The organism is Pseudomonas botevensis, assembly GCF_019145475.1.
Taxonomy (GTDB): Bacteria; Pseudomonadota; Gammaproteobacteria; order Pseudomonadales; family Pseudomonadaceae; genus Aquipseudomonas; species Aquipseudomonas botevensis.
In genome coordinates, this window is record NZ_JAHTKI010000011.1 from 169,020 (window position 1) to 189,247 (window position 20,228).

Here is a 20,228-nt window from a genome sequence, read left to right on the forward strand (position 1 = left end):
ATGTCGTGTCGATTAACGTACGCGGCGCAGATAGCCATCCGGCGCGACAGTGATCAGCAACTTGCCGTGAACGGCATGGTCGATCTCGAAATCGCGGTTTTCTTCCAGATAGGCCCAGACCGCGGTTTTCGGATTGTCGCCCTTGCCCCACGGACGATCAGGGAACGCGTCCTGCGGCATGTCCTCCACGACGGTATCCATCACCACGCAATAGCTGTCCACCGAGGTCAGCGGGGCGTAGGCCTGCAACTCCGCCAGCACATGTTCGTGAGTGTGGTTGGAGTCCAGCACCACCAGCACTTTCTTGCCGGCGACGCGCTGACGCACTTCATCGACGATCGCCGGGTCGATGCTCGAACCCTGGATCATCTGAATCCGCTTGCTCATCGGGTGAGTTTCAATGGCTTCACGGTTGTGCTGGCGGATGTCGATATCGATGCCCAACACTTCGCCATGGCCGATCAGTTCCAGCATCGAGGCGTAGAACACCAGCGAGCCGCCGTGGGCGATCCCGGTTTCAACGATGATGTCCGGCTTCACCGACCAGATGATCTCCTGCATGGCGATCATGTCCTGGGGGAACTGAATGATCGGGCGTCCCATCCAGCTGAAGTTGTAGGTGTACTTGTGCTTGGCGGTCGTATCGATCCAGTCCTGCGAGGCCGCTTGCAGCGCCTTGTCCTGCTGCAGCCCCTGGATGTTCTCTTTTACTTCTTCGCGAAACTGTTCATGCGGATTCATTGCACACTCCAGAATTTGATTGGCGGCGGTTACTTGAAAACCCGGCCGTCTTGAAAGGAATCAGGATTGGACTTGATGATTTTGCCGGGATTGCCGACCACGACCGCGTAGTCCGGAACGTCCTTGGTCACCACGGCACCGGCACCGATCGTCGCCCAGCGACCGATTCGAATGCGCGGCAGAATGCTTGCGTTGGTCCCGATGAAGGTCCCGTCGCCGATCTCGCAGCAACCGGAAACGCTCACGCCATGGGCAATGAACACCGAGTTGCCGACATGGCTTTCATGGGCGATCAAGGCGCCCATGTGAATACTGCTGTTATCACCGATGGAAACTTCTGCCTGGAGAATCACCCCTTCCTGCAAATAGTTGCCGGTGCCCATGCTCGTCATCGTCAGGTCGATGCTCGGGTGAATGAAGTTGCCCAGTTGCCCTCCGGCCTCGACGATGCGGCAGGTGGTCTGGTATCGCGTGGTCGTGCTGCCGGTGATCAGATTGACGAACCGCACATCGTCGCCCTTGAGCTCTGCCACCCGATCCAGACCGCCAACCACCGGCAAGCCGTGGAACAGCGTGCCCTGCTTGGCCGGATCGTTGTCGAGAAAGGCGAATTCCTGGTTTGGCAGCGCGCGCTGAATCGCCAGGATCATGCGCATCGTTTCAGGATTGGCGGCACCCAATAGATAGATCTTCACAGTATCCCCTTGTGCTTGAGAACAACGCGCACGACCTCGATGACCCGGTTCTGATCCGCTTCGGTCATGTCGTGATAGCTAGGCAGGTTGATGGCACGCCCCGGCAACGCAAAGGCCACGGGCGTAGTCACAGGTACGTCAAACATCGGCAGCGAAGACAGCGGCCAGAAGAACACCCGGGCATCGATGTCGGCCGCCTGGAACGCCTCGATCAGCTCTTCGCGAGTCACGCCGGTGCTTTCATCGAATACCACCGTCGGCATCCAGTAGCCGTTTTGCGCATGGGCAGGCTGCGGGTTCATCGAGACACCCGGCAGCCCGGTCAACGCCTGGGCGTAGTAAGCGAAAATCGCCCGCTTGCGCTCGATCAACTCGTCGATCCGCTCGACCTGCGCGCAGCCGACCGCCGCCTGCAAGTTGCTCATCTTGTATTTGAAGCCGACGAACTCCGGCCAGAACTGCTTGGTGCAGCCCGCCACCCGACCGTGGTTGGACAGGGTCAGGACCCGCTCGTACAACGCCTTGTCGGAGGTGACGAACATCCCGCCTTCGCCGGTGGTCATGGTCTTGGTGCCATGGAACGAAAAAGCCCCGAAAGCGCCGAGCGAGCCTGCTGCCTTGCCGCGCCACTGTGAGCCTATGGCTTCCGCCGCATCCTCGATCACCGGAATGCCGAACTCGCGACCCAGGGCCAGCAACGCATCCATGTCGCACAGGTTGCCGTACAGATGCACCGCCAGAATCGCCTTGGTGCGCGGGGTAATCGCCTCCCGGACCCGCTGCGGATCCAGGCACCAGCTATCGGCCAGCACATCGACGAATACCGGCGTGGCACCCAGGTAGGTGATCGGCGCCGCCGAGGCGATCCAGTTGGTGTTGCCCAGGATCACCTCGTCACCGGCGCCGATGCCCAGCGCCGCCATGCCCATGTGCAAGGCGCCGGTGCAGCTGGAGGTAGCGATCGCGTAGGTCGCGCCCAGATGCTCGGCGAAGCCGTGTTCGAAGCGGGTCAGGTATTCGTAGCAACGGGCGCCCCAGCCGTTCTGCACGGCATCCAGGGCATAGCGGGCCTCGAGTTCGCCGACGCTCGGCTTGGTGTAATGAATTCTGCTCATTGGATGCTCAACTCCGGAACGGCGACGACGAAACGCGCGCCCCATGTTTTGGCCGAAGACAGTTGCCGGGTCACTTCACTCAACAGGTTCCATGGCAGAACCAGGATGTAATCAGGCTTCTCCAGCTCGATATGCTCGGGCGCGACGATCGGAATGCGACTGCCCGGCAGGTACTTGCCCTGCTTGTGCGGATTGGCGTCGGCCACCCAGGCCAGCAGATCCGCGCGGACCCCGGCATAGTTGAGCAAGGTGTTGCCCTTGGCGGCCGCGCCATAACCCACCACGCGCTTGCCTTCGGCCTTGGCCTGCAGCAGGAAACGCAGCAACTGGTGTTTGATGTTTTCAGCGGCCGGCGCGAGGGTCGCGTAGTAGCCGGGGGTTTTCACGCCCGCATCGAGTTCGGCCTGCAACTGCTGCTGCACTGCCGGCTGCACGGCACGGCGCTCACCGTCCTGGCGCTGGACGAACACCCGCAGCGAGCCGCCATGGGTGGTCAACTGACTGACGTCGAACACTTCCAGGCCATTGCGCTCGCACAGGGCCTGCACGGCGGTCAGGGACAGGTAGGAATAGTGTTCGTGATAGAGCGTGTCGAACTGCGCGCCGGCCATCAGCGTCAGCAGTTGCGGGAATTCGAACGTGGCCACGCCGGTCGGCTTGAGCAGCGTCGCGAAACCACCGAGGAAGTCGTTGATGTCCGGCACATGGGCCAGCACATTGTTGGCCGCCATCAGGTCGGCGCCCCAGCCTTCGCTACGCAGTTGCGCGGCGGTGTCGCGACCGAAGAACAGCTCACGAATTTCCAGGCCTTTTTCCCGTGCGGCCTGCGCGGTGCTGCGGGTCGGCTCGACGCCCAGGCACTGGATCCCGCGCGCGGCCACGTACTGCAACAGATAACCGTCGTTGGCGGCGACTTCCACCACACGGCTGTCGGCAGTCAGGCCAAAGCGTTCGGCCATCTCGGCCACATACCGCTCGGCGTGGGCCAGCCAGGTGCTGGAGAACGAACTGAAGTAGGCGTACTCGGCGTCGAACAGGCTTTCGGCGCTGGTGTAATCCTCGGTCTGCACCAGCCAGCATTGCTGGCACACGGCGACCTTCAGCGGCACCCACTGCTCGGCCTGCTCGAGGCGATCGGCGTGCACATAGGCGTTGGACGGCGGCGAAGTGCCGAGATCGATCAACGGCAGGCTCAGCGGTGCGGCGCACCCACGGCAGTTCATAGACGCACTCCAGCAAAATGTTGATCGAGCACGGGATGGCTGGAGTCCCGCACCGACAGATTATTGACAGGCAACGGCCAGGCAATCGCCAGCCGTGGATCGTTCACCGACAGACCACCCTCGTGCTCCGGCGTGTAATCGGCGCTGTGCAGGTAGAGCAGTTCGGCGTCGTCGGTGAGGGTCTGGAAGCCGTGGGCGAAACCGGCCGGGATCAGCAGGCTGCGGCCATCGCCGGCCTTCAGATGCTCGGCGTGCCAGTGCAGAAAGGTGGCCGAGTCCGGGCGCAGATCCACCGCCACGTCCCACACTTCGCCGCGCAGGCAGGTGATCAACTTGGCTTCCGGCGCGTTGGCGTTCTGGTAATGCAGACCGCGCACGCTGCCCTTCTCACGGGTGCAGGAGTGGTTGATCTGGCGGATATGAAATTCGCTGCCGAACGCCTTCAGGCTGCCTTCGCAGAACAGTCGGGCGAAGTGCCCGCGCTGGTCTTCGAAGCGCTTGTGCCGCACGTTGAACAGCCCGGCCAGCGGCAAGGCCTGCAAGGAAAATTCGCTCACAGCGCGCCCCGGTACAGGTTCAATTGACCGAGGGTCACGGTGCGCATGTCATCGCCGTTCTGCCAGGCCAGGTGCCAGTCGAGGGTCTGGGTCAGGCATTGCTGCAACGACCAGCGTGGCTGCCAGCCGAGCACCTGACGGGCGCGGCTGCTGTCCAGGCGCAGCAGGCCGGCTTCGTGCAGGTCGCTCGGTTCGATGCGCAGGCCACGGGCCTGGGGCCAGCGGTTGGCGAGCAGTTCGACCACTTCGCCGACGCTGCACATGTCCGCCTCGCCCGGGCCGAAGTTCCACGCCCCGGCGTATTCCGGGCCTTGTTCGTAGAGCCCGGCGGCCAGTTGCAGGTAACCGGCCAGCGGCTCCAGCGCGTGTTGCCACGGGCGCACGGCTTGCGGGTAACGCAGGGTCACCGGCTCATCCGCCGTCCACGCCCGGAGTACGTCGGGAATCAGTCGCTCAGGGGCGAAATCACCGCCGCCCAACACGTTGCCGGCACGCGCGGTGGCCAGTGCCAGACCGTGCTCGGCGTACTTGTCGGCCGGGAAGAACGATGCCGCGTAAGACTGTGCCAGCAATTCGCAGCACGCCTTGCTGCTGCTGTAAGGATCATGACCGCCGAGGGCTTCGTCCTCGCGGTACGGCCATAGCCATTCCTTGTTGGCGTAGACCTTGTCGGTGGTCACCAGCACGCAGGCCCGCACGCAACCGACCTGACGAATCGCTTCCAGCAGGTTGAGGGTGCCCATGACGTTGCTGGAGTAAGTGCCGAGCGGATCGCGATAGCCCTCGCGCACCAGTGGCTGGGCCGCCAGGTGCAGGACGATCTCCGGCTCGGTGTCGGCGATGATTTCCAGCAAGGCGCCGAGATCGCGCAGGTCACCGCGCTGATCGTTGATGCCTTCGCCGACCCGCGCCAGTTCGAACAGGCTCGGCTCGGTCGACGGGTCGAGGGAAAACCCGCTGACCTGCGCACCCAGGCTTTGCAGCCACAGGGTCAGCCAACTGCCCTTGAAACCGGTGTGGCCGGTCACCAGAACCCGTTTGCCGCGCCAGAATTCCGGACTCAGTCCCATTGCTTCCATGGGGCCTCCCCGCTCTGCCACAAGGCTTCGAGATGGTTCTTGTCACGCAGGGTGTCCATCGGCTGCCAGAAGCCTTCGTGCTGGAACGCCATCAGCTCGCCGCGCTCGGCAAGGCCGTCCAGGGGGCCGGACTCCCACGACGTTTCGTCGCCGTCGATCAGCGGCAGGACTTTGGGCGACAGCACGAAGAAACCACCATTGATCCAGCCACCGTCGCCGCGCGGCTTTTCGGTGAAACCCAATACCCGGTCGCCATCGCGATCCAGGGCGCCATAGCGTCCCGGCGGTTGGACGGCGGTGACGGTCGCCAGTTTGCCGTGGGTCAGGTGGAAGTCCACCAGCGCGCTGATATTGAGGTCCGAAACGCCGTCGCCGTAGGTGAAGCAGAACGCCTTTTCGTTTTCCAGATAGCGCGACACACGACGCAGACGACCACCGGTCATGGTTTCCTCGCCGGTGTCGACCAGGGTCACTCGCCATGGATCGCTGTAGTTCTGGTGAACGTCCATGCGGTTTTCACGCATGTCGAACGTCACGTCGGAGGTGTGCAGGAAGTAGTTGGCGAAGAAGTCTTTGATCGCGTAGCCCTTGTAGCCAAGGCAAATCACGAAATCGTGAATTCCGTGCGCGGAATACTGTTTCATGATGTGCCAGAGAATTGGCTTGCCGCCGATCTCGATCATCGGTTTCGGCTTGAGGTGCGACTCTTCACTGATGCGCGTGCCCAGGCCACCCGCCAAAATAACTGCCTTCATCGTCTCCCCTCTCGTTCGTCACCGGGCTGCGCGCTGCTTTCTGCGCATGGCGGCCACCTGGCTAAACCTGTCTGCCGTTCCGGGCGCAGGGGCGATGACCGCGAGCGCTCGTTTTATGGCGATTTGAGGGGGACTTGCAGGAAACGCGCCAGCTCCGCAAGCGCTGCGTCGACGGGACGCGCAGGCATGAAAAAAGGGATGAACCCGTCACCGGGTCCATCCCTTTCGTGCAGCGACATCAACGGTTCAGTTATCAGCCAAACATGGCGAACGCATCACTGTTGGCTGGCAGATTGATAATCTGGTTATCAGCCGTCTGGATCTGTTCGATGGTGTCGGAGCCGGCGAACCAGTCCTTGAGGCGTACACCTTCCTCCGGTGTCTGGCCTGCGGCGAATGTCGACCGGTGCAGGTACAGATCATCACCCACGCGATCGAGCAGCAACTCCCTGGAACTGATATTGGCCAGGACCAACTTGTCGCCACGGCTGGCGCCAGTGTCCTGAATGGTTACCAACAGGCTGGTGTTGACGGTGTAGGTGTCATCCCCTTCGCCGCCGTTGGCAAAACCTCCGGACTTCATCTGCCATGGGTACACACCCGCCAGGCCCAGTTTCAGCGTGTCATTGCCCGCGCCACCCAGCAGCACGAAGTTGGCGCCGGTGCCGGTCAAGGCGTCTGCGCCATCGCCACCATCAGCGGTGCCGCTGACCACGGTGATGCTGTCGTTGCCCGCTTCGCCGAAGGCGAAGGTTCCGCGGTCATCCGGCGCACTGACGATCGTGTCGTTGCCATTGCCGCCGTACAGCATGTCCGCTTGCGGGCCGGCAGAAAGCGCGTCGACCGCGAACGGCCCGAGCGCGGTGAAGAAGCTGCCGTAGAGGTAGTCGTCGCCGTCGCCGCCATAAATGACGTCATTGCCCAGACCACCTTCAAGCCCGTTGGTCAGCGCATTACCGGTCAAGGTGTCGTTGAAGTTAGTGCCGATGATGCTCTCGACGCTGATCAGCACATCGCCCTGGGCGTCGCCGCCCTGATTGACGCCGGTCGCCAGGTTGATGTCCACGGCGGTGCCGTTGTTGACGTACCAGACCGTGTCGATACCCTCGCGACCATCAATGACGTCAGCACCGGCACCGCCAATCAAGTTGTCGTAGCCGGCCGAGCCCGACAACGTGTCGGCAAACTGGCTGCCCTGGAAGATTTCGATCCCGGTGTAGGTATCGCCAGCGGCATCACCGCCATTGACCTTGGTCTTCAGGTCGATGGTGACCGCACTGTCCGAGTTCTCATAGCTGACCATGTCCAGACCCGTACCGCCGTCCAGCGCCATGGCGGCCGTACCGCCGACGAAGATGTCGTTGTAGTTCGAACCACGAATCGCTTCGATGCTGTTGTAGGTGTCACCCAGCGCGATACCGGTATTGACCCCGGTCTTCAGGTTGATGCTGACGCCCACGGTGCTGTCGGTGTAGCCAACGGTGTCCATGCCGGCACCACCGATGAACTGGTCCGCGCCATCGCCACCAAAGAACGTGTCGTTGCCGATGCCGCCGGTCATGATGTTGTCGCCAGCGTTACCGTAACCGGTAAAGGCGCCCGTGCCGGTGTAGGTCAGGCGCTCGACGTTGGCGTTCAGGGACTGCGTGCCGTAGTTGGTGCGCACCTCGTCGTCACCACCGCCAGCCTGTTCGATCACCGTACCGCCGATGCCATTGATGACATACACATCGTTGCCCGCACCACCCTCGAAGGTGACCGTCAGGGTGTCGAGGTTGAAGGTGTCGTTGAACGCGGTGCCGATGACTTTCTCGATGTTGATCAGGGTATCGCCCTGAGCATCGCCGCCAATGCCGGCACGGCCCGGGGTGCCATAACGAATGTCGACGTTGATTGCTTCGGTGGAACCCGAATAATCCACGGTGTCGATTCCCGTACCGCCGTCAAAGGCAAATACGCGGCTGTCAGCGACGAAGGTGTCGTTGTATTTCGAGCCCAGGATGCCTTCGATGCCAGTGTAGGTGTCGCCCGCTGCAATGCCGGAGTTGACCCCGGTCTTGAAGTTGAGCGTCACGCCGACGGTGCTGTCGGTGTAGCCGGCGACGTCGATGCCTGCACCGCCGATGAACTGATCCGCGCCGTCACCACCGAACAGCGTGTCGTTGCCAATGCCGCCGGTGATGATGTTGTCGCTGGCATTGCCGTAACCGGTAAAGGCGCCCGTGCCGGTGTAGGTCAGGCGCTCGACGTTGGCGTTCAGGGACTGCGTGCCGTAGTTGGTGCGCACCTCGTCGTCACCACCGCCAGCCTGTTCGATCACCGTGCCGCCGATGCCGTTGATGATGTACACATCGTTACCTGCACCGCCCTCGAAGGTGACCGTCAGGGTATCGAGGTTGAAGGTGTCATTGAACGCGGTGCCGATGACTTTCTCGATGTTGATCAGGGTATCGCCCTGAGCATCGCCGCCAATGCCGGCACGGCCCGGGGTGCCATAACGAATGTCGACGTTGATTGCTTCGGCGGAGCCCGAATAATCCACGGTGTCGATTCCCGTACCGCCGTCAAAGGCAAATACGCGGCTGTCAGCGACGAAGGTGTCGTTGTATTTCGAGCCCAGGATGCCTTCGATGTCGGTGAAGGTGTCGCCCGTAGCGATGCCCGAGTTGATCCCGGTCTTGAAGTTCACGGTGACGCCGACAGTGCTGTCGGTGTAGCCAACGGTGTCGACGCCTGCACCGCCGATGAACTGGTCCGCACCGTCACCACCAAACAGGGTGTCGTTGCCGATGCCGCCAGTGATGATGTTGTCGCTGGCGTTGCCGTAACCAGTAAACGCGCCGGTGCCGGTGTAGGTCAGACGCTCGACGTTGGCGTTCAGCGATTGCGTGCCGTAGCTGGTACGTACCTCGTCGTTGCCGCCACCTGCCTGTTCGATGACAGTACCGCCCACGCCGTTGATGATGTAAACGTCATCGCCCGCGCCGCCTTCGAATGTCGCGGTGAGGGTATCCAGGCTGAAAGTGTCGTTGAACGCGCTGCCGATCACCTTCTCGATATTGAACAGGGTGTCGCCTTCCGAGTCGCCACCGATACCGGCACGGCCCGGGGTGCCATAACGGATATCGACGTTGATCGCTGAGGTGGAACCCGAATAGTCCACGGTGTCGATGCCGGTATCGCCATTGAAGGCCATGACGCGGCCGTCAGCGACGAAGGTGTCGTTGTATTTCGAACCCAGGACACCTTCGATGTCGGTGAAGGTATCGCCGGCCGCGATGCCCGAGTTGACCCCGGTCTTGAAGTTGACGGTGACGCCGACAGTGCTGTCGGTGTAGCCAACGGTGTCGATGCCCGCGCCGCCGATGAACTGGTCCGCACCCGCGCCACCGAACAGCGTGTCGTTGCCGATGCCGCCGGTGATGATGTTATCGCTGGCGTTGCCGTAACCGGTAAAGGCGCCCGTACCGGTGTAAGTCAGGCGCTCGACGTTGGCGTTCAACGACTGGGTGTAGTAGCTGGTGCGCACTTCGTCGTTACCGCCGCCGGCCTGTTCGATCACCGTGCCGCCCACGCCGTTGATGATGTACACATCATCACCCGCGCCACCTTCGAAGGTCGCGGTAAGGGTATCCAGGCTGAAGGTGTCGTTGAACGCGCTGCCGATCACCTTCTCGATATTGAACAGGGTGTCGCCTTCCGAGTCGCCACCGATGCCGGCACGGCCCGGAGCGCCATAGCGGATGTCGACATTGATCGCTTCGGCAGAGGTGGAGTAATCGACCGTGTCGATCCCGATATCACCATTGAACGCCATGGCACGGCCGTCAGCGACGAAGGTGTCGTTGTATTTCGAACCCAGGACACCTTCGATGTCGGTGAAAGTGTCGCCCGCCGCGATGCCCGAGTTGACCCCGGTCTTGAAGTTGACGGTGACGCCAACGGTGCTGTCGGTATAACCGACGGTGTCGATGCCCGCACCGCCGATGAACTGGTCCGCACCGTCACCACCAAACAGGGTGTCGTTACCGATGCCACCGGTGATGATGTTGTCGCTGGCGTTACCGTAACCAGTGAACGCGCCAGTGCCGGTGTAGGTCAGGCGCTCGACGTTGGCGTTCAGGGACTGGAAGTAATAGTTGGTACGTACTTCGTCGTTACCACCGCCGGCCAGTTCGATGACAGTCCCGCCCACGCCGTTGATGATGTACACATCATCGCCCGCACCACCTTCGAAGGTCGCGGTGAGGGTATCCAGGCTGAAGGTGTCGTTGAAGGCGCTGCCGATCACCTTCTCGATATTGAACAGGGTGTCGCCTTCCGAGTCGCCACCGATGCCGGCACGGCCCGGAGCGCCATAGCGGATGTCGACATTGATCGCTTCGGCAGAGGTGGAGTAATCGACCGTGTCGATCCCGATATCACCATTGAACGCCATGGCACGGCCGTCGGCGACGAAGGTGTCGTTGTATTTCGAACCCAGGACACCTTCGATGTCGGTGAAGGTGTCGCCCTTGGCAATACCGGAGTGAATCCCGGTCTTGAAGTTGACGGTGACCCCGACGGTGCTGTCGGTATAACCGACGGTGTCGATGCCCGCACCGCCGATGAACTGGTCCGCACCGTCACCACCAAACAGGGTGTCGTTGCCGATGCCACCGGTGATGATGTTGTCGCTGGCGTTACCGTAACCAGTGAACGCGCCAGTGCCGGTGTAGGTCAGGCGCTCGACGTTGGCGTTCAGGGACTGGAAGTAGTAGTTGGTACGTACTTCGTCGTTACCACCGCCGGCCAGTTCGACGACAGTGCCGCCCACGCCATTGATGATGTACACGTCATCACCCGCACCACCCTCGAAAGTCGCGGTGAGCGTGTCGATGCTGAAGGTGTCGTTGAAGGCGGTGCCGATCACCTTCTCGATATTGAACAAGGTATCGCCTTCCGAGTCGCCACCGATGCCGGCACGGCCCGGGCTGCCGTAGCGAATGTCGACATTGATCGCCCCGGTCGAAGCCGAATAGTCGACGGTGTCGATCCCCGTGCCGCCATCGATCTTGTCCGCGCCCGCACCACCCAGAATCAGATCATTGCCAGCCAGGCCATTGATCTCGTCATCCCCACTGGTTCCCGTCAGCGTATCCGCGCCGTTTGTCCCGTTTATGACTGCCATTGTTTCTTCCTTGCCTTGTTTGTGAACCGGTACAGGCCTGCGGGGTGATCACACCTCAGCGCGGCGCAATTTTCGAAAACAGAGAATGTGTTGATATCGACAGGAAATACTCAATCCTTGAGGGGTCGAAAAAAATTGTATCGAGATTGATGCAAATACGAATTTCAAACGCAAAAAAAAACAGACGACCGCCAAGTCGCCTGTTTTTTTGCTGTAGCCGGTGCGGTTCGATCAGTCCGCCAGCCAGCCGTTTTCCCAATAGCGCAGGTTATCGCCACGCAGCACATAGTCGCGCAGAACGACCTCGCGCAGCTCGTCGCCCATGCGGTAGCTGGCATCCGGATCGGCCAGGTGCATGCGGATCGCCTGCAGCCACTCGTCCGTGGTGTTGGTCTTGATCCGGGTGCATGGCAGGTAACCGCGATAGGCCTCGGTGTCGGTGCAGATCACCGGGTAGCCACAGGCGCCGTACTCCAGCAGACGCAGATTGCTCTTGCAGTCGTTGAAGATGTGGAATTCCAGTGGCGCCAGGGCCAGGTCGAGGTTGAGGCTGGCCAGTTTCGCCGGGTACACGTCCAGGCCGATCACGCCGTGGAATTCGTGCATGTACGGACGCAGGTCATCCGGGCACATGCCGAAGAACACCCAGTCGACCTCGTTAGCCAGCTCGCGCACCACATCGGCGATCACCGCCAGATCGCCATGGTGGCTGGTGCCGCCGCCCCAGCCGACCCGAGGTTTTTTCGAGGTGCGGCGCTGGCTGCGCAGGTCGCTCCACAGGTGTTTGGCCAACATGTTCGGGACGACGCGAATGTCGCTGTGCATGCTCGACAGCGCATTGCCCAGCGGCGCGGTGGACACCACCACGCGGTCGCACATGGCGATCGCCCGGCGGACCAGCCTCTCCATCTCGTCCTTGTTCGGCATGTTGCGGATGTGTGCGTTGCGGTGCGGAACGTCGATCACGTAGTCATCGAGTTCATAGATGCGCCGCGCGCTGGAATACTTTTGCAGGCCCGGGATTTCGTTGATCGGCGCTTCGGCATAACGCCCCTGCAAAATGATCACGTCCGGAGACTGACGCTCGACTTCAATGATCGTCGGCAGGTTGTAGTGAATGCGCCCCAGCGCGCGACCTGCGGCTTCCAGTTCGATCAACGGCTGAGTCACGCGATAGTGGCCGATGGCGGAAGCGTTGACCGGCAGCGCGAGGATCTTCGGCAGTTGCGGCTGGGAAAACGGACTCCAGCCGGTACGCAGGCCCGGATCGAGACTGAAGCTCGAACCGCCCAGGCCGTTCAGCGACAGGTTCTTGTTGTAGGCCGGGTCCCGCGCCACGATCGGCAACCAGCGCTTGTAGAACGTTTCCTGTTCCTGGCCGAGCTGCGCCTGCTCGCCCTCCTTCGGCGTACCCGCCGGCTGCGCGCCGAGGGCCACTTGAGCATACGGCGTCCAGACCACCAGATAACCTTCCTGACCGATCCGCAGGCACAGGTCCACTTCATTGAGCGACTGCGCCAGATCCTGCTCGTCGAGGCCGCCGACCGCGTCGAAAACCGCCTTGCGCACCAGCAGGCAATCGCTGCCCACAGCGCTCAGATCATGAGCCACCAGCAACCGGTACATGTAGCCCGTCGCTTGCAGCGACTCACCGTAAAACGGCACGCCGGCCGGGCCTTGCAGGCCGAGGATCAGCCCGGAGTGCAATATCCGGCCATCCGGGTTGAACAGCTTGGCGCCCACCACACCGACTTCGGAACGCTGGGCATGGTTGAGCATTTCCGCCAGCCACTCGCCGTGGGTGATCACTGCGTATGGGTTGAGCAACAGCACGTACTCGCCACGGGCCTGGCCTACGGCGGCATTGCGTACCGCCGCCATGTTGTCCTGCTGCGGGCAGTCCAGCACGCGAATCCGCTCGCTGCCCAGTTGCGCCATGCCATCGAACCAGGTCTGCGCCTCGGCGCTTTCGCTGCCGTTGTCGACCAGCAGCAACTCGTATTCGGCGTAAGCGGTTTTCTCCAGCAGGCTCTCGACGCAGCGCTGCACGGCGGCGGTCTGATCCTTGCTGACAATGACAATCGACACCAGCGGCTGGCGCGCATGGTGATAGTCGACCCGGTTGAGCAGCGTCGATGCGCCGCGACGGATGTCATGGGCAATGCCCAGGCGATCCAGGTGCGCGCTGACCAACTGTGCGTTGTTGTCGGCCATTTGCGGCTCGGACAACCACTTGGCGAGGTCGAACGCCGACTCCAGCAACACCTCGGCGACATGCCCGACCACTTGCGTACCTTCGTGCTCGACCATGCGCCACAACAGATCGTGGGGCGCCAGTTCGCCGAACGCGGCATCGAAACCGCCGAGGTCCAGGAAGCGCTCACGCTCGAACGCCAGCGCCCTGCCGACATAGGGGTAGCTGCGCATCAGGTCGAGGTTGAAGTCCGGTTTGAAAACCGGTTCGCTCGACTCGCCCTGGCTCAAGCCACCTTCATCGCTGTACAGGCACGCCAGGCTGCGCGACAGCGCAATGCGCTCGGCCAGCACCAGCAACGCCGGCACCACCAGCCGATCACCGGCACGCAACAGGTAGAACCAGTCGGCCCCGTCCAGCTGCGGCAGCAGGTCATTGATTTGCTGCTGCCAGTTCTCCTGCAGCGGCATGCGCACCACGCGTTCGTCCAGCTGCGCTTCGGTACAGGACGCCGACAGCACAATGGTCAGCTCGGGCAAGTATTCCTGGGCGGCCAGCGATTGCAACGTCAGGTCCAGCGCCGAACGGCTGCCCTGCTCGTCGATAATCAGCGGAACGATTTTCGGCACACGCGGCCACGCGGCCAGCGTATCGGGCAGCAGCTCGCGCTGGCCTTCGGTCAGGTTGCGGCAGGCCAGCCACTGCGCGTACAGCTCGGCGAAACTGACACTGGCGATCCCGACGTGCCAATCCTGGGTGGTCTGCTTGGTGCCGAGCGTGCGGCTCAACGGCAGCTCTTCCCAGACACGCGGGGTCTCGCTGGCCTTGCTCAGCGGCACGTGACGCACCCAGCCCGATGCGGGCGCGGATTCGCCACTGCGCGCTTTGAGCATCTGCGTCAGCCATTGGCGTTCGGCCTCGATCGCATCACGCATGTGCTGCTGACCGCTCAATCGCTCCGGGTACAGCCGCTCGACGCTCATGACGTGATTTGACACCACCACGTTGCCCCGGCGCAGCAGGCAGACATACAGCGCGAAATCGAGGGAGGCGACAAAGCAATGCCCGGGCTGGGTCAGCGCCGGGAGCAGTTCCAGCACGTCGGCCCGACGAAACAGGGCGTTGCTGAAACCGCCAAGAATGTTGACCGGGAAATTCTCGAAGATCGCCAGCAGGTCTTCACCCTTGAGCAGGCCGCAGGTCGGCGACAGCGGCGTGTTTTGCAGGCGCGACGGCAACGGCATATCGTCGGCGTCCCAGAACAGGCGCTGGGCCAGGGCCAGGTTGACATCATGGTGATCGATGAGGATTTGTGCCTGGCGCTCGACACAGATGCCGAACAACTGATCGTCATCGCACAGGAATTTGATGAACTCACCCTGCGCCTGCTCCAGGCACGCATGCAGGTTGCCGACCAGCCCCAGCGTCCGGGGATTGCGCACATAACGCACGGCCACGCCGCTGCTTTCACTCACCGCCGTGACGATGGTTTCGATCTCCGTGCCGCGACTGTCATCGCAGACAATGATTTCGAGATTGCCATAGCCTTGGCTCACGGCACTGAGCAACGCCCGTTCGAAAAAACGCGGATTGAAGGCGGGAATGACCAGGCTGACGAGGGGAAGTGAATTCACGGCGGGCTCACAGGCGGTGCGAGCCCGCTCAGAAAAGCGAGCCCTTGAAACCGCTAAAGACATTAACTATTGAAGAAACAGGGCAACACGGGCGCTTGCGCGCCCGCCTGCCATCAGATCTTGTTGAACAGACCCAGCTGGCTGATTTTGCTGAACGCCAGTTGCGAGGCCTGCAGCATGGTCTGCTGCAAGGTCAGGCGCGTCATCACCTCGGCCGGGTCCGAATCACGGATCGAGCCCTGGGTGGTGGTGTTGGCCTGGGTCAGGCTCTGGTTGGTGGTGGTCTGGTCATCCAGCGTCTGGCCACGGGCACCGATCGAGGTCACGGCGGAACCGATCTGGTTCGCGGCGCTGTCGATGTTGCCCAGAGCCGACTCCATCTGCCCCTGGAATTTCTGCTTGGCGACCGGATCACCATCGATCGGTGCATTCAGCGCGGTGACCATCTGGCCCAGGGTGTCGAGCACGTTCTGGGTCTGGTGGTTGTTGGACTGAATCGAGAACTGGTCACCGGCCGCTGGCGTACCGCCAATGGCGAAGGTCACACCGGCGGCCGTGGCATTGCCGGCGGTCACGGTGCCCGACGACACCGGCTTGCTGTCGGCAGTGACCGGCGCTGCGTACAGGTCGAAGTTGGTGGCGCTGGTGAACTTGAGGATCGCGCCGCCGCCCGACGGGAAGGTGCTGTCGTACGCCGCCTGGTTGGTCACGCTGGAGCCGGTGATCACGGCAGTCGACGGGTTGCCCGGGCTGCGCGCGGTGGTGAACGAGTCCGGGGTGACCGACAACTGGAAGCTGTGACCGGCAATGACCGCGTCCGGGTTGGTATCGCCCGCCTTCAGGTTGATGTTCAGCTTCAGGTCGACGCCACGGAAGCTGACCGTCTGGTTGGCGCCGTTGGTGTTGACGATCGCGCCGTTCTGGCTGGCTTCGGTGGTCACGTCGTTGCCCAGGGCATCGGTGATTTTCAGCTGGGTGCTGCTGATGAAGTCCACGGTGTACGGCTGGCCGGCGGCGAACTTGGCGTTGTAGGTGGCAGCGGTGCCGACCGTACCGTTGGACAGCACCACGCGACCGTCATCCACCGCCGGAGCAGTCATGTTGGTCTGGGTGCGGCCGGTGTTGATGGTCTGCTGGAACGCGTCCCAACCGGTGGTGTTGGTCGCGACCGACAGGCCATCGCCGATGCCCAGATTGATCTGGGTCTGGTCACCGTTGTAGGTGTAGGTGCCGTCGGCGTTCTGCGAGTACGGCGCGGTATCGGTCTTGGAGCCGGAGAACAGGTAGTTGCCGTTGGCATCCTTGGAGTTCATCAGGCCCAGCACCTGCTTCTGGATCTCGCCCAGTTCGGCGGCGTAGGCCTTGCGGTCCGTGTCGGTGGCGATACCGTTGTTGGCGGCCAGACCGATTTCCTTGGCGCGCTGCAAGGCATCGTTGATCGACGTCAGGGTCGATTCCTGAACCGTCAGGCCACTCTTGGTGGTGTCGATGTTGGACTTGTACTGATCGAGCATCGCAGCCTGCTGACCCAATTGCAGCAGGCGACCGGCACCGATCGGATCGTCGGCGGCGGTGTTGATGCGCTGCAGGCTGCTCGCTTCGTTGGCGGTCTCGACAGTCTTGCTGTAGTTGCGCTGATATTGAGCAGCTTGCGTCGCGTAATACTGAGCGGTGGAAATGCGCATGGATTACGACTCCTTAAAGGCTGTTGATCAGCACGCTGAAAGTTTCCTGCGCAGCCTTGATGATCTGCGAAGAGGCGGTGTAGTACTGCTGGTACTTGACCAGGTTGCCGGTTTCTTCATCCAGGTTGACCTGGGACAGAGAATCACGGGCCGTCTGCGCCTGGTCCAGGATCGCCGTGGTGGCGGTGCTGTCGGACTTGCTCTGGGCGGCCTTGGTGCCGACGTTGGTCACCAGTTTGTTATAGGCGTCGGTCAGGCTGATGCCCTTGCTCGCCGTACCGGTGTCCACGGTCTGTTTGGTCTGCAGGCCGACCAGCGCCTGCGCGTTGCGGTTGTCCGAAGACGCGGCACCGGTCAGGTTCATGGTGAAGGTTTCACCGCTCTTCGGCGTCGCCGCCACCGTGGTCTGTACGGTGAAGGTTTTCTGTACGTTCGGCGTGACGCTGGTGTCCATCACCGGGTTGCCACTGGAATCGAGCATGCCGATCTTGAGATTCAGGGTGTTGGCCTGCCCCGGAACGATCGTGCCGGTGCCGATGCTGTTGCCCTTGGCGTCGACCAGGTTGTAGGACTGGCTGCCGCTGGTGGTAGCGCCGAACACCAGTTTGACCGGTGTCGAATACTTGAGCGCGTTCTGCAATTCCGCCTGGGAGGCCGGGTTGTAGATATCGACGGTGTCGACCAGGGTCGGCTGGGTGTAAGTACCGGCGTTGTTGGCACTGGCCACGCCGGTCAACGGTGCCGCCGCCGCGATTTTCTTCGGGTCGGTGAGCACGGTCTGGATGGTGGCCGCCGCGTTGCGGGTCGGGGTGATCTTGAACGTGTCACCGGCGCTCAGCGCGCCGCCGTTAAGGGCCAGGGTGAAACCGTCGATCACCGGCGGCGGTGTGGTCGTGGTGCTGAACGAGCCCATGTCGGTGCCGTCGGAACGCTTGACCGAGTAGTTGGTGGCGCTGGTGAAGGTGACCTGGTAATCGCTGGTGGTCAGCTTGCCAGTGTCCTTGATGGTGACGTCAAGGTTGCCCGAACCGGCGCTGTTGCCCGCCTGGGCAATGCTGCGCTGGCTGACCAGGGCGGCACTGTTGATGTTGTTGAAAATCGCCGCGCCGAAGTCACCGTTCTTGTCGATGCCCTGGGCTTGCTGGCTGTTGATCTGGTCGGCCACCACCAGTGCCACGCGACCCAGTTCGTTGAGCGAAGGGTCGAGCACTTCCTTGCGATAGGTCAGCAGGCCGCCGATCTCACCGCCGCTGATCACCGAGGTGATGTCGATGGTGCTCGAGCCGCGATCCATCTGGATGTTCATGCGCGACGGATCGTCTTTGCTCGGAACGGTGCTCAGGGTGTTGGTGGTGTTGCCGACGACCAGCGGCTGACCGCTGCCGACGTACACGTCGAAACTGGTGCCACGTTCGACGACCTGCGCGCCGACCAGTTCGGACAACTGGCGCACGGCTTCGTTACGGGTATCGAGCAGATCGTTCGGCTGGCCGCCGCTGGTGGAAATCTCGCCGATCTTCTGGTTCAGATTGGCAATCGAGGTCGCCAGCTTGTTCACCTGGGTCGCCATGTCGCCCAGGCTGCCGTTGATCGTGGTGTTCTGATCGTTGAGCTGCTTGGACAGCGCATTGAAGCGGCTGGTCAGCGCCTGGGCGCCGGTCAGCACCGACTGACGGGAGGTGTCGTCGGTGGCCGAAGTCGTCACGCCCTGCATCGAGGTGAAGAACTTCTGCAGCACGCCGGTCAACCCGGTGTTGGTATCGGACAGCGAGCCGTCCAGCGCGGTCGCCTGGGCACCGTACGCAGCCGCTTCGCTGTTGAGCGAAGTGGCGGTATGCAGTTGCGTCTCGAGGTAGGAGTTGTACACCCGGCGCACGTCGGCGAGGGTCGTGCCGGTGCCGATGAAAACGTTGCCGAACTGTTGCGAGGACTTGGTGCCCTGCACGGTTTGCTGGCGTGAATAACCGGCGGTGTCGACGTTGGCAATGTTGTTACCTGTCGTTGCCAGAGAGGACGAACTCGCGGCCAACCCCGACATCCCGATATTGAGCAAACTCATGGTTAAGACCTTATTCCTTGTGCCTTATAAAGGCGTGGTGGAAACGCCCGCCGCAGCGTAGTTCTGGAAACTGTTCATCTGCTTGGCTATCTGCGAAATCTTCGTCGCGTAGTTCGGGTCGGTCGCGTAACCGGCCTTTTGCAACTCGCGTACAAACTGTTCTGGGTTATCGGCCGACTTCAGCACATCTTGATAGCGATTATTGCTCTGCAACAACGTCACCAGATCGTGGAAGCTGTCCTTGTACGAGGCGTAGGAACGGAACTCGGCCGTCTCCTTGACCATCTGCCCGTTACGGAATTCGCTGGTGATCGCCCGGGCCGAATCGCCCTTCCAGTTGCTGCTCGCCTTGATGCCGAACAGGTTGTGACTGCTGGTGCCGTCCTGGGCGCGCATGACCGATTTGCCCCAACCGGTTTCCAGTGCGGCCTGCGCCACCAGATAACGCGGATCGACGCCAATGCGCGCGGCGGCCTCCTGGGCCATCGGCAGCATGGTGTTGACGAATTCGTCGGCGTTGCTGAATGCCTTCTTCGCCGGCGCCAGAGGGATCTGCGCCATGGCGCGACCGTAAATCTGCATTTGCCCGCCCGAGGCTTTGTCCGCCTCGGCCCGCGCCAGCCAGTCGCCGTTGTACAGCGGGCCGGAACCGGTGGCCGTAGCAGTCGTCGTGGCGCGCTGCGGCAGTTGCGTGGCGGCCGTGGCAGTCGTGGCCGACGGCACCAGGCCGGCGAGCAAGCGATCAGCCAGTTTCGGCGGCAGCGCCAGACGGCGCTGGTTGATCAATTCCATGTCATTGCGATGGGCGAGCTGGGTGTTCGGTGCGCTCACCGAACGCGACGCCCACAACGGACGCTCACCGTTGACCCGCGACAACGGGCCGGTGGCGACGGTGCCGGCGGCAACCGGCGTCGCCACGGCGGCGGCTTTCGCCTTGGCTTCTTCCTGCTTGGCGGCGGACGCGGCCGCCGCCTCACCCGGTGCCATTGGTTTGTTTTTCGACATTTGGCGCATCAGGACGTCGGCCAGACCGATACCACCGCCCTCGCGGGACAGGGAAACGGCCAGTTGCTGGTCGTACATTTCCTGATACTGCTTGGCCGCCGGGGTATTCATCGGGTTGTCTTGGCCCAACGCTTCGGTGGCCGAACGCATCGACTTGAGCATCTCGCCCAGGAACAGCGATTCGAATTCCTGCGCCACCTTGCGCATGTTCGCATCGCTGTTCTTGTCGCCGACCTTGAGCTGGTTCAGGCGATTGAGGTCGGAGTAGGAACCCGAATCGCTGCTGCTGACCAGACCGCTCTTGCGCATATCCATG

At 62.2% G+C, this 20,228-nt stretch carries 12 protein-coding genes; all 12 read right to left on the reverse strand.

What is annotated here, in order from left to right; translation table 11 throughout:
• Positions 1 to 12 precede the first annotated feature (12 nt).
• The 12 genes from KVQ74_RS16470 to flgJ all read right to left on the reverse strand — a co-directional run bounded on the left by KVQ74_RS16470 (position 13) and on the right by flgJ (position 20,227).
• Positions 13 to 741, reverse strand: a complete 729-nt coding sequence (locus KVQ74_RS16470) for a cephalosporin hydroxylase family protein (protein WP_217832226.1) — start codon at positions 739 to 741, stop codon at positions 13 to 15.
• 29 nt (positions 742 to 770) lie between these two features.
• On the reverse strand, positions 771 to 1,436 hold the full coding sequence (locus KVQ74_RS16475; RefSeq protein ID WP_217832227.1) for a NeuD/PglB/VioB family sugar acetyltransferase: 666 nt from the start codon (positions 1,434 to 1,436) through the stop codon (positions 771 to 773).
• Positions 1,433 to 2,551, reverse strand: coding sequence for a DegT/DnrJ/EryC1/StrS family aminotransferase (locus tag KVQ74_RS16480; RefSeq protein ID WP_217832228.1), 1,119 nt, complete (start codon positions 2,549 to 2,551; stop codon positions 1,433 to 1,435). The genes KVQ74_RS16475 and KVQ74_RS16480 overlap by 4 nt, the downstream gene beginning before the upstream one ends.
• The gene (locus KVQ74_RS16485; RefSeq protein ID WP_217832229.1) at positions 2,548 to 3,774 is read right to left on the reverse strand and encodes a class I SAM-dependent methyltransferase; all 1,227 of its coding nucleotides are present in this window, start codon (positions 3,772 to 3,774) and stop codon (positions 2,548 to 2,550) included. The genes KVQ74_RS16480 and KVQ74_RS16485 overlap by 4 nt, the downstream gene beginning before the upstream one ends.
• The gene (locus KVQ74_RS16490; protein ID WP_217832230.1) at positions 3,771 to 4,331 is read right to left on the reverse strand and encodes a dTDP-4-dehydrorhamnose 3,5-epimerase family protein; all 561 of its coding nucleotides are present in this window, start codon (positions 4,329 to 4,331) and stop codon (positions 3,771 to 3,773) included. The genes KVQ74_RS16485 and KVQ74_RS16490 overlap by 4 nt, the downstream gene beginning before the upstream one ends.
• Positions 4,328 to 5,410 carry a CDP-glucose 4,6-dehydratase gene (gene rfbG / locus KVQ74_RS16495; protein ID WP_217832231.1) on the reverse strand — a complete coding sequence of 361 codons (1,083 nt, stop codon included), beginning with the start codon at positions 5,408 to 5,410 and terminating at the stop codon, positions 4,328 to 4,330. Before rfbG ends, KVQ74_RS16490 begins: the two co-directional genes overlap by 4 nt.
• A complete protein-coding gene (gene rfbF, locus KVQ74_RS16500; RefSeq protein WP_217832232.1) occupies positions 5,392 to 6,165 on the reverse strand; it encodes a glucose-1-phosphate cytidylyltransferase in 774 nt (257 codons plus the stop codon). Before rfbF ends, rfbG begins: the two co-directional genes overlap by 19 nt.
• Positions 6,166 to 6,418: 253 nt before the next feature.
• Entirely contained in the window at positions 6,419 to 11,335 is a 4,917-nt protein-coding gene (locus tag KVQ74_RS16505) for a beta strand repeat-containing protein (RefSeq protein ID WP_217832233.1), read from the reverse strand.
• Positions 11,336 to 11,566: 231 nt separating this feature from the next.
• Entirely contained in the window at positions 11,567 to 15,163 is a 3,597-nt protein-coding gene (locus tag KVQ74_RS16510; protein WP_217832234.1) for a glycosyltransferase, read from the reverse strand.
• A 113-nt stretch (positions 15,164 to 15,276) separates the two neighbouring features.
• On the reverse strand, positions 15,277 to 16,848 hold the full coding sequence (locus tag KVQ74_RS16515; RefSeq protein WP_217832235.1) for a flagellar hook-associated protein 3: 1,572 nt from the start codon (positions 16,846 to 16,848) through the stop codon (positions 15,277 to 15,279).
• Positions 16,849 to 16,861: 13 nt separating this feature from the next.
• Positions 16,862 to 18,907, reverse strand: coding sequence for a flagellar hook-associated protein FlgK (gene flgK, locus KVQ74_RS16520; protein ID WP_217832236.1), 2,046 nt, complete (start codon positions 18,905 to 18,907; stop codon positions 16,862 to 16,864).
• A 24-nt stretch (positions 18,908 to 18,931) separates the two neighbouring features.
• Entirely contained in the window at positions 18,932 to 20,227 is a 1,296-nt protein-coding gene (gene flgJ, locus KVQ74_RS16525) for a flagellar assembly peptidoglycan hydrolase FlgJ (protein WP_217832237.1), read from the reverse strand.
• Position 20,228: the final 1 nt, after the last annotated feature.